This is a genomic window from Streptomyces sp. NBC_01477, assembly GCF_036227245.1.
GTDB lineage: Bacteria > Actinomycetota > Actinomycetes > Streptomycetales > Streptomycetaceae > Actinacidiphila.
In genome coordinates, this window is sequence record NZ_CP109445.1 from 4,051,130 (window position 1) to 4,064,878 (window position 13,749).

Genomic DNA, 13,749 nt, shown 5'->3' on the forward strand with positions numbered 1-13,749 from the left:
CACGTGAAACATCCCGAGGGCCGCAAAGTTGCAGGTCAGCGCGTCCGTGCGGAAGGGTCGCCCGGGCCGCCGCCGTTCCGCTTCCGGTACGCGGCGGCCGGCAGGTCAGTCCAGACCGAGGTCGGCCAGCGAATACGCGGCGAGATACGGAAGACCCGCCTGCGTAACCTTCGGCTCCGCGCCGCGGTCCACGATCACCGCGACCGCGACCACCTCGCCGCCCGCCTCCCGGACCGCCTCGACCGCGGTCAGCGGCGAACCGCCGGTGGTCGAGGTGTCCTCCACGACCAGCACCCGGCGGCCCTTGACCTCGGTGCCCTCGATACGGCGCTGCAGCCCGTGCGCCTTGTTGGCCTTGCGCACCACGAAGGCGTCCAGCCGCTGCCCGCGCGCGGCGGAGGCGTGCAGCATCGCGCCGGCCACCGGGTCCGCGCCCAGCGTCAGGCCGCCGACGGCGTCGAAGTCCAGGCCGGCCGTCAGGTCCAGCATCACCTGGCCGGCCAGCGGTGCTGCCTGGCCGTCCAGCGTGATGCGGCGCAGGTCGATGTAGAAGTCGGCCTCGAGCCCCGAGGAGAGGGTCACCTTGCCGTGCACCACGGCCTTGTCCTTGATCTGCTGCAGCAGCGCACTGCGTACGTCGTCACTCATGCCGACAAGTATCCGGCCCCGCGGCCGGGCGCACGCAGCGCCGGTCGCGGGGCCGGTCCCGCTCCTGCCGAGGGTCGGCTGCGGCTGCGCCGCAGGTCAGCCGATCCGGTGCCAGCTCCAGACGGTGGAGATCTCCAGCGGGTCGATCGGGGTGACCAGCCGGGGCGCGGTGTTGAGGCCGTTCGGCGGCCCGGACTGCGGCTCGACGCACACCGCTTCCGGCTGCTCGTCGTAGACCACGACCCACGGCGCCGGGCTGCGTACCTCGAGCCGCATCTCGCCCGGCCAGGTCAGCGTCACATCGACCCCGTCGGGCATGCCGAAGCAGTCGTCCCAGGGGCCGGGCTTGGGGGTGATCCGGTTGCCGTTCGGCAGGTGGTTGCTGCCGCGCTCCTCCTGCCAGGCCGCGCTGAAGGCCAGCTCGACGTCCTGGCCGCCCTGCCCGAGGTTGCGCCGCCACCACGGGTGCCAGCCGGCCTGCGCAGGGAAGGAGTCCCCGCCCACCGCCGCCTCGACGCTCATCGTCAGCGTCACCGAATGCGGCGCCAGCTCCACGGTGTGCGTGACCCGGCCCGGATAGGGCCAGGGGTCGGTCAGGTCGAAGTAGTAGGCCGCGGTGGTGTCGGTGGCCGGGGCCGCCTCCTTCCAGGCGACATGCCGCCCGGTGCCGTGGATGGCGTGCGGCGCGGCGTTCACCGGGAGCTGATGGGTGACTCCGCCGTTGCGGAAGACCCCGTTCTCGGTTCTGCCCGCCCACGGCACCATAAGAAAGGCGCCGAACCGCTCGCCCTGGACCAGGAGTTCCGTTCCGGCGACCCGCAGGGAGGCGATCCGGCAGCCGTGCCCGGGCTCCAAGGTCAGTTCGGCGTCGCCCGCCGTCAGCTTCGTCTCGTTCTCCACGCGACGAGCGTAGCGGGCGGGTGCTCTGACGTTCGCTTTTGGCGCCGCGAGTGGGTGGGTGGCGGCGCGGGTTCGCCAGCCAGGGGATCAGGCGCGGCGCCGCAGCACCCGGCCCACGACGACGGCCGACGCGACGAGTGCCGCGGCCACCGGCGCCGCCCAGCGCAGGGTGGCCGCCGCCGACGTGCTGTCCGGGGCGGGCACGGGTGCGTACCGCCCGCGCGGCGGCGCGTGGTCGACCTCTTCCGCGCTGCGGCCGATCATCGTGCGGCGGGCGTGCGCCGCCTCCGCGGGCGGTACGAGGTCGTCCAGCGCGGCGGCGCTCTCCGGGACCTCCACCTCGACCTCGACCAGCTCGAAGTCGTCGAGGTCGGAGGGCGTCCCGGGCTCGCCCAGGTCGTCCACGACGTCAGCTTCCGGCTCGGGCTCGGGCTCCGGCTCGGGCTCGGGCTCCGGTTCGGGCTCGGCTTCCGGCTTCGGCTCCGCCTCGGGCTCGCTCTCCGGCTCGACGTCCGCGTCCGCCGGCTCCACAGGCACGGCCTCGGGCTCGGCCACGCCGTCCCGCGCCGCCTGCGGCTCGTCCGGCTGGCCCGGCTCGTCCGCCGGGGCCGCGTGGCGTACGTCGGCGGCCGGGGCGTTCGCCGCCAGCTCCGTGCAGAAGCGGTCGAGCAGCCGCCGTACGGCCGTCTCCACCACCGCGGGCTCGTACGCCGCGAGCCGGCCCTCCGCCGCCGCCTCGCCCCGCCAGGCCAGGGTCACCCCGGCCTCGGGCTGCACCACCGTGACGACACTGACCTCGGCGTTGGCGGTGACACTGCCGCCGCCGCGCACCTCCGTGCCCACCGCCGTGACCGTGAAGCCCGGCCCGTCGCCGTGCACCGACACCGTGCCGCGGTAAGTGATCGTGGACCCGCCGATGCGCAGCCGCAGCCGCCCCACAGCGCCGCCGGACGCTCCGGCGCCGTCCCCGGGCGCCTCCCCGGCGTCGGGCTGCCAGCCGGGCAGGCTGGCCCGCACCACATCCGGCGTGCGCAGCGCCTGCACCAGACGCGCCGTGGTCATGCCCGGAACGAAGGACTCATGCTCCATGCGGCGGAGCCTACCCATCAGCGCGCTCCCTTGACGTTTCCCTGGCTGCCACTTTTTCGAGCACCTGATCTACGACGTCGGCAGGCGCGGCCGCAGCAGAGTCGACGGCGGCAGGGAGCGGCTGGGCCGGGTGGGAAAGGGTGCGCGGGCGGCCATCCGGAGAGCCGGCGGCGTCAGGCCGGACGGTGTGCCCGGGGGCAGGACCAGCGGCGGTGTGCCCGAGCGGGCGGCGAGCAGATAGGCCTGCTCCGGGGTGCCGGCGGGGCCGGAGCCGTGCGCGGGGGCGGTCGGCAGCCAGTACGGCGAGGTGTACAGACCCGCGGCCCGCACGGTCGCGTCGATCGTCCAGAACGTACGGGCCGCCCCCGCCGCCGCGCCCGCCCGGACGGCGAGCCGACCGCCGGGGGCCAGCGCGCGGGCGGCGAGGCCGTAGAACTCCTGCGAGTAGAGCTTGGCGCTGCGGGCGATGCCCGGATCCGCCAGGTCGGCCACGATCACGTCGTACGGCCCGGCCCGCGGACCGCCGGAACCCGAGCCGGAACCCGAGCCGGAGCCGTGGCCATGCCCGCCGCCGGAGCCGGAGCCGCGCAGGCCGCGCAACCAGTCGAAGGGATCGGCGGTGACCGCCCGTACCCGGGGGTCGGCGTAGGCGCGGCCGTTGAGCGCGGTCAGGCCCGGGTCGGTGCGGGCCAGCCGCAGCAGTTCGCCGTCGGGCTGGACGGCGGTGACCGCGGCCACGTCCCCGCAGCGCAGTACCTCGCGCAGGGCCAGGCCGTCGCCGCCGCCGAGGACCAGCACGCGGGTGTGCGGGCCGTTCATCGCCGGCTGGACGAGGGCCTGGGCGTAGCGGGCCGTGCCGGTGCCGGAGACCCGCAGCCGGCCGTCGAGGTAGAGCCGCAGCGGCCTGCCGCCGGAGCCGCCGCCGGTGAGGACGATCTCCTCGACCTCGGTCTGCTCCGCGACCCGTACGTCGGCGCCGTAGACCGCGCGCCGCGCCGCCCGCTCGAAGGGTCCGGCCGTGGCGGCGGCGCCGGCGAGCACGGCGAGCACCAGGACGTTGGTGACCAGCAGCCAGCCGCGGGCGCGCCGGCTGAGGTCGCAGCGGAAGAGCCACAGCACGGTCGCGCCGCCGGCCGCCGCGTTGACGACCCCGGTGACCAGCGCGCCGGTCAGCTGCCCGAGGTGCGGCAGCAGCAGGAAGGGGAAGGCGAGGCCGCCGACCAGCGCGCCCACGTAGTCCGCGGCGAAGAGGTCGGCGACGGCGCCGCCCGCGTCCTGCCGCCTGATCCGCTGCACCAGTGTCATCAGCAGCGGCACTTCCGCCCCGGTCAGCACCCCGATCGCGAAGGCGCAGCCGACCATGGCGGGGGTGGCCTGCCCGAACCACGCGAAGCAGCCGTAGAGCACCATCACCGACAGGCCGCCGACCAGGGCGAGGCCGGTCTCGACGGCGGCGAAGGCGGCGGCGGCCTGGCCGCGAAACCGTTTTGCCAGCAGCGAGCCGCAGCCCATCGCGAAGACCATCACCGACAGGATCACCGACGCCTGGGTGACCGAGTCGCCGACCAGATACGAGGCGAGGGCGACGAGTTCCAGCTCGTAGACGAGCCCGCAGGCGGCGCAGACGAAGACGGCGGCGAGCACCAGCGCGCGGGCCGCCGCCGCGGGCACCGGTAACCGCAGGGCGAGTCGGGGGGCCTCGTTGCGGCGGTGCTGGTCGATCATGAGTGCACGCTATGTCAGGGTCGAGCCGCCACCGGTCACCCACAGGGGTGCAATCGGCGGCTTCGGGCGGCAGCGGGGCGGTATTCGGGTCAGGCCAGCGCGTTCACCCGCGTCCTGGTGGTGACCAACCGCCCCTCCTGCGGATACGCGTGCCAGGTGCGCCAGCGCACGCCCCCCTCCGCGTACTGCACGAGCATCGCGGTGAAGGCGTGCGGGTCGCCGGGGAAGGTCCCGGCGAGGCCGTGCGGATGGTCGGCGACCAGCGCGAGCAGCTCCTGCGCCCGGCCCGCGAAGGAGCCCTGCGAGAGGGTTTCGATCCGGGCCGCGAACTCGTAGTCCCACACGCCCACCCGGCGTGCCACCCCGAACGGCAGCGGCGCCTGGCTGCCCGGCATGCACGCCACCGTCTCCGAGCACTCGCCGCGCCCGGCGTCGACCAATACCTGGTGCGAGGCGCCGAGCAGGCGTAATTCGACCTTGGCCCGCAGCCGGCGACCGTCGCCGACCTCGACATTGTGCACAGCGAGCGCGGGCAGCGCGTCTTTGCCGAGGCACCAGGCGAGGTCTCCCGCGCGGGTGTCGGTGTAGGAGGTTTGCAGGGTGGTGAGCATGGGTCGGCTCCGCAAGCACGCAGTGGATCGAGCACGCAGTGGATGTGATGGGCCGGTCCGCGCCCGGCGGGAGGACGCGCGTCGGCTCGTGCCCACGTGGGGTCCGCTGGACCCGAACGGTCCTCAGGGGTTCCTGGGAGGGGCCCCGAAGCACCTTCGAAGTCCTCTGAGCCCTCCGAGCCGCCCCCTGAGAAGTCCGAGGAGTCTCCGAGTGGTCTCTGCTGAAGCCCTCGAAATGGGTCCGAGAGCTACGGAATCATGAATCGCGGGTCGCCTTCAGCGTTTTTACCCATCTGTGTGCACTTTCCATCCCTTGGAGCGCCGAAGAGTTCACGTGTTCACCCGCATCCGCACCAGTACGCTCACGAGACCCGGACGGCACACGAACGCGCGCAAGGTGGGCGGACACATTGGCTGAGCACACTGGACACGGGCCCGCGGGCGGCCGGCGCAGGCCGCCGCTGAACCGCCGCCTCGACGGCCTCGGCACGACGATCTTCGCGGAGATGTCCGCGCTGGCCGCCTCGACCGGCGCGATCAACCTCGGCCAGGGCTTCCCCGACACCGACGGCCCCGAGGCGGTACGGGAGGCGGCCGTCCGCGCGCTGCGGGACGGCCGCGGCAATCAGTACCCGCCGGGCGCCGGCGTCCCGGAACTGCGTACCGCGGTCGCCGCGCACCAACAGCGCTTCTACGGGCTCGCGTTCGACCCCGACACCGAGGTCCTGGTCACCGCGGGCGCCACCGAGGCCATCGCCGCCGCGATGCTCGCGCTGCTCGAACCCGGCGACGAGGTCATCGCCTTCGAGCCCTTCTACGACTCCTACGCGGCCTGCGTCGCGATGGCCGGCGCGACGCGCGTCCCGCTCACCCTGCACGCGCCCGACTTCCGCCCCGACCTCGACGCCCTGCGCGCCGCCGTCACCCCGCGCACCCGGCTGCTCCTGCTCAACTCCCCCCACAATCCGACCGGTTCGGTCCTCACCCGCGAGGAACTGACCGCGATCGCCGAACTCGCCGTCGAGCGCGACCTCCTCGTCGTCACCGACGAGGTCTACGAGCACCTGGTCTTCGACGGCGAGCACATCCCGCTGATCTCCCTGCCGGGCATGCGCGACCGCACCGTCTCCATCTCCTCGGCCGGCAAGACCTTCTCCTTCACCGGCTGGAAGGTCGGCTGGGTCAAGCCGTTTTCACCTACCTATTGGACGCTGGCCGCGTAGGCGTGCCGCCGATGATCGGTCAGGATGATCCACGGACGACGGTACCCGGGTTGAGGACGGTGGAGAGATGAGCGGCAGGCCGCTGCTGAACCGCAGGCTGGACGGGCTCGGGACGACGATCTTCGCGGAGATGTCCGCGCTTGCGCTGGCGACCGGTGCGATCAACCTGGGCCAGGGCTTCCCGGATACGGACGGCCCGGAGGAGATCCGCGAGGCAGCCGTCCGGGCGCTACGGGACGGACGCGGCAACCAGTACCCGCCGGGGATGGGCGTTCCGGAGCTGCGTACGGCGATCGTCGACCACCAGCGGCGGTTCTACGGACTGAGCTTCGACCCGGACACGGAGGTGCTGGTCACCGCAGGCGCGACCGAAGCCATCGCAGCCGCGATGCTGGCGCTGCTGGAGCCGGGCGATGAGGTCATCGCCTTCGAACCGTTCTACGACTCCTACGCGGCGAGCATCGCGATGGCCGGCGGGGTACGAGTCCCGCTGACTCTGCGCGCCCCCGATTTTCGCCCCGACCTCGACGCGCTGCGGGCGGCCGTCACACCTCGCACCCGCCTTCTCCTCCTGAACAGCCCGCACAACCCGACCGGCATGGTCCTCACGCGAGACGAACTGACGGCAATCGCCGAACTGGCCGTGGAGCGCGACCTGATCGTCGTCACCGACGAGGTCTACGAACACCTGGTCTTCGACGGCGGCGCCCACACCCCGCTGATCTCGCTGCCCGGCATGCGCGACCGCACGGTCTCCATCTCCTCGGCGGGCAAGACCTTCTCGTTCACGGGTTGGAAGGTTGGCTGGGTTACCGCCTCCGCTCCCCTCCTCGCGGCCGTCCGCACCACGAAGCAGTTCCTCACCTACGTCGCCTCGGGCCCCTTCCAGTACGCCATCGCGGAGGCCCTCCGTCTCCCGGACGCGTACTTCACCGCCTTCCGCGACGACCTCCAGGCGAAGCGCGACCTCTTGGCCGACGGCCTCACCGCGGCCGGCTTCGAGGTCTACCGCCCCCAGGGCACGTACTTCATCACGACGGACATCGCAGCCCTCGGCGAGAAGGACGCCCTCACCTTCTGCCGCGCCCTCCCCGCCCGTTGCGGCGTGGTCGCCGTCCCCAACTCCGTCTTCTACGACGACCCCGACGCCGGCCGCACCCAGGTCCGCTTCGCCTTCTGCAAGAAGCAAGACATCCTCAAGGAAGCAGCAGCCCGCCTCCACGGATAGCAACCTTCCTCTGTCCCAAGCGGCAGGTGAGCTGAAATCGTCACGATCTTCCTGCCACAATCACCGCCAGTACTTCCAGTTGCATTGACAGCAACTGCACTCCACTACCGATCAGGCTGTTGGTCCGACGTCACGAGCGGCAAAACGATGACGTGACTCTAGAATCGCGTACCTCCCCGTCAGTCGGGCGGTGCCGTGGAAGGCCATCTCGGCGACAGCATCGACCTTTGGCTATTCAAGGCTACCGATGGACATAATGGCTTCTGGAATCTTGCGGAGTTGAGCAAGCATCCGAGTGACCGTCAGAGTCCACTCGTTTGCCTCTTGCGCACCAATGGCATGATCAAGGCCGGCGGCCTTTGCACGCTCGGACATATCTTCCAGTTGCTCCGGAAGTTCACTGACTCCTTCGGCGAGCATGAGGATGTGGCGTTCGAATTCACGCCGCAGTCGCGCGAGTGCTTGCGTATCCGACTCCCCGGCATCAGTAGCGCCGCCAGCTTGGTCGGTGCCGTTTGGTGACGCCTGAGCGGAGGTACTGGCGACCTGAGCGTCTGACGCGGGTGAGATAGGTTCGCCAGACATAATGCCGTCAGTGGCGGCCCGCTTTCGATAGCTTCGAGTACCGGACTCCTTACTGAAGGTTCGATTAAACCACGCTCGGGTAGCCCGGTTAGCAGTCGGCATGCCGTCATCACCGATTTGCAACGGCGGCCGGTCTCCCTGGTCCATCGCGTCGGCGATCTCTCGCAACAAGGCGATGGCCGTAATCCTGTTATTACGCATTGCGTTGACGCTGTTTGCTATGGAACGCCGAACCCGGTCGGCCTTTGCTCCTTCATCATCAAGCTTCTGACCGGCAAGTGAACCTCGATCTGCGTCAATGAGGTCGAAGGCAGCTAGCCAGTGCGGTGCGCGATATGCGAGCAATTCTTCGAATGCCTCATCGTCCGACTCGGCAGTGGCCAGCAAATCCGCAAGTGGTCGACCAGTTAGCTCGACCCCATCATTAGCTGATGTCCGTTTAAATACCTCAGCCACGCGAGGATTCCAGGGATTGGGGTAGCTCTCCGAGGTGAGAGCAGACCATGCGCGCACGCGGCGGTTGACATCGGAGAGTTGCATTTTGTACGGAGGAGGCTCACCGAGTGCGCTTTGGATCAGTTGGCGCCTCTCCGACTGCGCCTTGGTCGGGAACAACTCGATCAACAACCGCATCGAACGGATGTCGCGCAGAGCCGAGACAGAGGCTCCCTCGGGAACGTCAGGCAGATCAGTGATGGGCGCAAGGCCGGTCAGAACATCGGCGATTTCGTCGTCCAGCACGCCACCAGCTGTGTAAGCACCCAGCACACTCCGCCCAAGCGCCCGGCTCCGATCGTTAGGAGCGAATTCGAGTGGCGGATGCACGTGGTCTCGGCGGTTGCTTCCCTGGACGATACGGAACAGCCGCTGCGGCGTGGGGGTACCGATAACCAGGTGTGATTCCACGATGGCAACCCGCGCAGCCCGATGAGCCCGCCCAACCGGCTCATCATTTTCAGTGGCCGTTTGATATTCAGCGTTGAGCAATTCAGAGTACTGGGCCAGCCAGTAGCTCGGATTGACCGCCAAACCGTCACGGTCCTGCCCAAGCTTCCGAAAGGGCACGCCGGTGACTACTTCGGATGAAGTCACCTCAAAGATTTCGTGCCGATACCTGGTTCTGTTGTTGCCTCGGACGGCCATCCAGCCCCAATATGAATCTGGATAGCTGGGATTTCCGTCGATATCTTCGGGCGGACCCTCATCAAGCAGAAACTGTTGCGGAACGTGCATGCACGGCTCCACTTGTCCGTTCAGGATCAGGTCCTCCCGCAGGTCATACGAGCGGAACCCATCCCTGGCTTGCAGTGCGTGAACGGCGGCATCGATATTTGCAATCAGGTGCTCGCGGTTCGCCACTCTGCTTTCGAGGGCTGCCAGCACCTTCTCCTCTCCGCCCTCGGTCAGGCGAGACCATGGACGCACTCGTGAGATGGTCCGCGTCCCATTCTTCGCGCCGGCCGGGTCAACCACCGACCGCCACGTAGCGGAGATGCGCTCATTGTGCTCCCAGACCGCACCTCCGATGCCGTGCATATCGACGATAGCGACCAATACTTCGCCAGCGTCGGTCCTGACTTTCCGTAGTCGATCGGATTTGACTTGGCGCGTCCCGTCCGGGGCCGGATCCTTGAGCATCTCTTTAGGCCGGATAATGAAAGGGACGATTGCCTCAAGAGCCGCCCGCGGAACGTTGGTCCCAGGCGTCGCCATTACAGCGTCGATCCACGTCTCTTGCACATCCTTGGGGGCCGGCAAGTGAAATGGTGACGAATTCACATCGGGCATAACAGGATCCTCACTGGAGCTCCGGAGACGAAAAAGAAAGGGCGGGTACGTCCGGCGGACCGGCGCGCACCCGCCGCAGGCAATCAGCGACGATCGTTCAGGTCGTCCAAAGCGACCAGGAGGAACATGGACGCAACCCTAATCAGCGATGAACCCCAGATCCGGCCGCACTGCTGCTCCAGCTTGACGATCCGCCGCTCGTGGTCATTGACCTGGTTCACCAGGCCGGAAAGCAAATCGAGCTTGCGGTCAATCCGCTCGTAGGCGGCGCGCAACTCCCACGGGTTCACGGCTTCGCTTGGTGGAACCGCCGCCCAGGATTGCGCATGCGAATCTTTCTCACCGTTCACGATCTATTCCTCTCGTAACGCGGGCAAACATCACCGGACCCCTTTGGAATCCGGGAGAGTGGGCTCAGCTCGCGTACGAGATCGACAGCCCGCCACACCGAGCTTTCATCTGGCTGACGACCTGCTCGGTGAGACCGCCCATCGACCGGCCTCGCGCAAACCCCCACACCGTATCGCCGGGCAGCTCTTGGCGATGCGGGGTCTTCGGGGCCGGACCAACTGGTGAAACCAGTCCAGGCCTGCGCTTGGGCGGCGCGACTAGGGCGCGCTCAACGTCAAGATCCCATGCCCTGCGCACCGGAAGGCAAGATTCCGTTGAAAATATAAGCTTCCACCACAATTGACTACTAATGATCATTCGTGTGCTAGTTTTCGATCGCTCTGAAGCCGGCCTTGATAGCCCAGTACTACAGCGCGGCCTCAACGGCGGCCTCGTCGATCCAGCGGGCGAGCTGGCTGAAGGCCGCGAGTTGCTCCAAGGCGCGGTGCTCGCCAAGATCGTCGAAGTCGTCCGCGTGAGCACTGGGGTTGCGGATGGCCATAAAGCAGCCGCGCGCGAACGCAGCCACTCCCTCCTGCAGGCTGACGTAAGTCCTGCTGCCGTCGTTTGGCTGCAGCCGCAATCGCGGGTGACCTGGCTTTGGCGGGTCGAGCTTGAACAACTGGACAAGGAGGTCGTGTTCGCTGCGATCCTTTACGCCGGTCTTGGCTTGGGTCTCGGCGTTGACCTTGATGGCAGCCGTGGCGACGGCGTGCCGGTAGTGGCCGTCCAGCCAAAGGGCTTTGGCACTGTTCCACACCCAGGGGTGGAGCGAGGAGGCGCTAATCTGCGGAGCGTTGTCGCCGAGGTTCTCACGGATCTCAGCATCGGTGACAATAGTGGTCCTGGCCCGTAGGGCAAGCTGACGATGCCCAGTCCAGCGCCGGTTGGGGTCGTAGCTCTCCTCCAGAGAGCTGCGCCATTCCGGGTCGAGATGAGCGAAGATCCGCTCGGTGATCACGGCCTGTCGGGTGATCTCGTCGTCGTCACCTGCGTGGCGTCCTGCCATCCCGCGAGACATCTGCCGTTGCACGATGTCGGTCAGTTCAATGAAGCGGTCTAGTTGCTCGATGGCCCATCCGGGCTGGGCAATATTCGTCACGAATGTCTCCTGTGTTGCTCTCCGGTCTTTCCTGCAGAGCTGTCTTCCGTGCCGACATCACGTACCTTTCCTCCGTATTCAGGGCGGTGAAGACCAGTCCTCGAGCCAGCTTGTCGACCTTCATCCCTCGTCGGTCAGTGGATCTTCCTCCTCGGGCTGCGGCACAAAGCGGTCGGTGTCAGAGAGCTCGACCACGGTGTGAACGCCCGGAATGGGCGGGCGGTCGTTGTCGGTCACGATGATCTGGAGGTTCCCATCGTGGTCGGCAGCGGCCTGCTGCAGGGTGCGATACACATTGCGAAGGCGGGTGAGGTCGATGCCTTCGTGGCCGACGTTGCTGCCGACTCCGTCGATGATGAGGATGTTGGGAAGGACGCTGTCAGGGTCACCGAGCGCGGTGAGCTGATGTGCAAGGACGTGTGCAACGTTGACGAGCACCGACACCCCTTGCGACTGGAGCTTGTTGAAGGGGCGGCCATCGACAATCGGCAGGTACGTCTTCCGGTCGATGTAGGAGGATGCCTGAGCGTCGAAGCGGGGTGCGTCGAACGATCGGAGGGTGTTCTCGAAGGCGGTGTCCAGGTGGTTGAGGCGAGCTGCCACGCCAATGTCGCTGTGGTGGGTGCGTTCCATGCGGCTGGTCAGTTCGTCCCGCTCGCGCTCGAGCCTGGCCACCCGCTCGGTCTGATCCTCCAGTCGCAGGTAGAGCTTCAGGGAGTCGTCAATGCGGGCGAGGTGTTCCTCCAGCCTTGCCTCGTCGGCAGCCTGCCGGCGGATGGCCTCGGCGTGATCCGTGATGTACGACGAGGCAGCTTGCTCCAGCCGGTCCGCGATGCTCGTGCGCGCCTGCGCTGCCTGTGTGCGTGCGGCATGGAGCTGATCGAGTCGTTGGGAGCTGCGCTCGATGAGCGAGTCCGTCTCGGCAACCTGCTCGATGATGCGGTCCTGCTCTGCGGCCAGCGTGCTGGGTGACGGGCTGAGGGGAGGAGTCTGCAGGCATAGTCGGCACGTGTCGTCGTCACCGCGCTCAGGGACATCGGCACCGCAACGCGGGCAGTTGTGGAATTCGAAATCGTTGAGCAGCCGTTCCGCGATCAGCGCTCGCGTCAGCCGACGACTCTGTGCGACAAGCTGGTCCCGCAGGCTTGACAGCGATGCTCTGGCTGCGGTCTCGGCCATCACCGCAGTGTCGACCTCCGCGAGCTCGGCTTCCGCTTGCACAACCTGCTGCCGTAGCGCGACCGTGACCGGATCGGCGAGCCGGTCGGGAATGCTCTGCCGGCTTCTCCTGGCCTGCTGGAGCTGGCGATCGGTGTCCGAGTGCTGGACCTCAAGCTGGGCGCGAGAGGCGAAGGGCGTCTCGGCAAGGATCCGTTCGAGTGTCGAAGCGTCAGCGGTGAAGGCGCTGAGCTGGGCGGTAACCTCCCGCAGCTTCTCGCGGAGTTCCGCTGCCTCCGGAGAATAGAGTCCGTACAGGATCTCGAACACGTACTTGCGCTTGATGTTCTTGCTGTAGTTGTCCGGTGTGCCAAAGACCGATGCGTCGATCTCCTGCTGCCGTAGCAGGCAATACATGAGGTAGTCGCTGATTGAGACAGGAGTCAGGTCACTCGACTCTTTGGTCGGCGCCTTGGGTACGCGGACGCGGGGCAGTTCGAGCTGATCCAGCAGCCAGTCGCGATAGGTCTGGTCGTATCCGGCCTCAAGCTGCGAGACGGGCAGACGCCATGCGTTGCTGGAGCCCAGTTCCGCTATTTCTACCTTGGCTGTCTGGGTGGTGACCAGGCGTCGCACAATGCGGAAGCGACGCTCGCCGATGCGGACCGTGCCCGCAATGGTGCGGCCCTCCAGTTCAGGGACGACGTCGACCTTCCCACCGAGCAGAGCACGCAGGCAGCTGATGACGGCAGTCTTTCCCCCGCTCATCCCGCCGGTGATGGCGTTTAGGCCGGGTACGAAATCGAGTGTGCGGTTGGTGCCCACGAGGGTGAGGTTCTCGATCTGCAGTCTCACAGCGGACTCCCCCACTCGGCCTCGACAATGTCGGGGAAGTTGTCATAGATGAGGTCTTTGAGCGTGGCACCCGCAAGGTCGAGGTGACGTCGTAGCAGGCGGGCTCGCTCGCGGACGGGGCGCCAACTGTCAGACTCCGCAAGGGAGGCAGCGACCTGGTGTCCGACGTCGGTCACGCGGTAGGCCGCATTGTTGTTCTCCGTGAAGGGCTCAATGAGCCCTTTGCCGATCAGGGCTCCGAGGAGTCCGTAGTAAGCGGGGTCCCAGGGGCCGTAGCGGTATCGGATCATGCGCTGCTCGATCGCCCCGGTCAGCCATGGATCTTCGCCAAGGTCGGCTTCAACTCCTCGGACCCGCAGCAACCGCTCAAGATGGTCCGGGTAGCGCAGGAGGAAGTCAAGCTTTGCGAGTTTCATCCGGCCTTCGATAGCCTTCGTCCGTCGGGCA

Annotated in this window: 11 protein-coding genes and 1 pseudogene; 2 read left to right on the top strand and 10 right to left on the bottom strand. The window is 67.8% G+C overall.

Annotated elements, in window-relative coordinates:
* Positions 1 to 105: 105 nt before the first annotated feature.
* The 5 genes from pyrE to OHA86_RS16885 all read right to left on the bottom strand — a co-directional run bounded on the left by pyrE (position 106) and on the right by OHA86_RS16885 (position 4,973).
* A complete protein-coding gene (gene pyrE / locus OHA86_RS16865; protein ID WP_329176290.1) occupies positions 106 to 648 on the bottom strand; it encodes an orotate phosphoribosyltransferase in 543 nt (180 codons plus the stop codon).
* 96 nt (positions 649 to 744) lie between these two features.
* Complete coding sequence (locus OHA86_RS16870; RefSeq protein ID WP_329176291.1) at positions 745 to 1,548, bottom strand: aldose epimerase family protein; 804 nt, start codon at positions 1,546 to 1,548, stop codon at positions 745 to 747.
* An 87-nt stretch (positions 1,549 to 1,635) separates the two neighbouring features.
* The gene (locus OHA86_RS16875; protein ID WP_329176292.1) at positions 1,636 to 2,637 is read right to left on the bottom strand and encodes an SRPBCC domain-containing protein; all 1,002 of its coding nucleotides are present in this window, start codon (positions 2,635 to 2,637) and stop codon (positions 1,636 to 1,638) included.
* Between the two features lie 69 nt (positions 2,638 to 2,706).
* On the bottom strand, positions 2,707 to 4,362 hold the full coding sequence (locus tag OHA86_RS16880) for a polyamine aminopropyltransferase (RefSeq protein ID WP_329176293.1): 1,656 nt from the start codon (positions 4,360 to 4,362) through the stop codon (positions 2,707 to 2,709).
* A gap of 89 nt (positions 4,363 to 4,451) precedes the next feature.
* On the bottom strand, positions 4,452 to 4,973 hold the full coding sequence (locus tag OHA86_RS16885; RefSeq protein WP_329176294.1) for a DUF2617 family protein: 522 nt from the start codon (positions 4,971 to 4,973) through the stop codon (positions 4,452 to 4,454).
* A 506-nt stretch (positions 4,974 to 5,479) separates the two neighbouring features.
* On the opposite strand from OHA86_RS16885, the pseudogene OHA86_RS16890 reads away from it, so the two are divergent.
* Positions 5,480 to 6,157: pseudogene (locus OHA86_RS16890) on the top strand (aminotransferase class I/II-fold pyridoxal phosphate-dependent enzyme); the annotation flags it as partial.
* Between the two features lie 106 nt (positions 6,158 to 6,263).
* Positions 6,264 to 7,424, top strand: coding sequence for a pyridoxal phosphate-dependent aminotransferase (locus OHA86_RS16895; protein WP_329176295.1), 1,161 nt, complete (start codon positions 6,264 to 6,266; stop codon positions 7,422 to 7,424).
* Between the two features lie 231 nt (positions 7,425 to 7,655).
* Here OHA86_RS16895 and OHA86_RS16900 read toward each other — a convergent pair whose 3' ends face one another.
* From OHA86_RS16900 to OHA86_RS16920, 5 genes are all read right to left on the bottom strand, one after another.
* Positions 7,656 to 9,797, bottom strand: coding sequence for a hypothetical protein (locus OHA86_RS16900; protein ID WP_329176296.1), 2,142 nt, complete (start codon positions 9,795 to 9,797; stop codon positions 7,656 to 7,658).
* 83 nt (positions 9,798 to 9,880) lie between these two features.
* Positions 9,881 to 10,147: a hypothetical protein gene (locus tag OHA86_RS16905; protein ID WP_329176298.1), complete on the bottom strand. Its 267-nt coding sequence runs from the start codon at positions 10,145 to 10,147 to the stop codon at positions 9,881 to 9,883.
* A gap of 407 nt (positions 10,148 to 10,554) precedes the next feature.
* Positions 10,555 to 11,289 (bottom strand): TIGR02391 family protein, encoded by a 735-nt coding sequence (locus tag OHA86_RS16910; RefSeq protein ID WP_329176300.1) that lies wholly within the window; start codon positions 11,287 to 11,289, stop codon positions 10,555 to 10,557.
* A gap of 120 nt (positions 11,290 to 11,409) precedes the next feature.
* Positions 11,410 to 13,302 (bottom strand): AAA family ATPase, encoded by a 1,893-nt coding sequence (locus OHA86_RS16915; protein WP_329176302.1) that lies wholly within the window; start codon positions 13,300 to 13,302, stop codon positions 11,410 to 11,412.
* Positions 13,299 to 13,718, bottom strand: a complete 420-nt coding sequence (locus tag OHA86_RS16920; protein ID WP_329176304.1) for a hypothetical protein — start codon at positions 13,716 to 13,718, stop codon at positions 13,299 to 13,301. The genes OHA86_RS16915 and OHA86_RS16920 overlap by 4 nt, the downstream gene beginning before the upstream one ends.
* Between the last annotated feature and the right edge of the window lie 31 nt (positions 13,719 to 13,749).

Excerpts from the sequence above, each read along its gene's own strand:
- pyrE (WP_329176290.1), bottom strand. The coding sequence starts at position 648 with ATGAGTGACGACGTACGCAGTGCGCTGCTGCAGCAGATCAAGGACAAG.
- OHA86_RS16875 (WP_329176292.1), bottom strand. The coding sequence starts at position 2,637 with ATGGAGCATGAGTCCTTCGTTCCGGGCATGACCACGGCGCGTCTGGTG.
- OHA86_RS16880 (WP_329176293.1), bottom strand. The coding sequence starts at position 4,362 with ATGATCGACCAGCACCGCCGCAACGAGGCCCCCCGACTCGCCCTGCGG.
- OHA86_RS16885 (WP_329176294.1), bottom strand. The coding sequence starts at position 4,973 with ATGCTCACCACCCTGCAAACCTCCTACACCGACACCCGCGCGGGAGAC.
- OHA86_RS16895 (WP_329176295.1), top strand. The coding sequence starts at position 6,264 with ATGAGCGGCAGGCCGCTGCTGAACCGCAGGCTGGACGGGCTCGGGACG.
- OHA86_RS16900 (WP_329176296.1), bottom strand. The coding sequence starts at position 9,797 with ATGCCCGATGTGAATTCGTCACCATTTCACTTGCCGGCCCCCAAGGAT.
- OHA86_RS16920 (WP_329176304.1), bottom strand. The coding sequence starts at position 13,718 with ATGAAACTCGCAAAGCTTGACTTCCTCCTGCGCTACCCGGACCATCTT.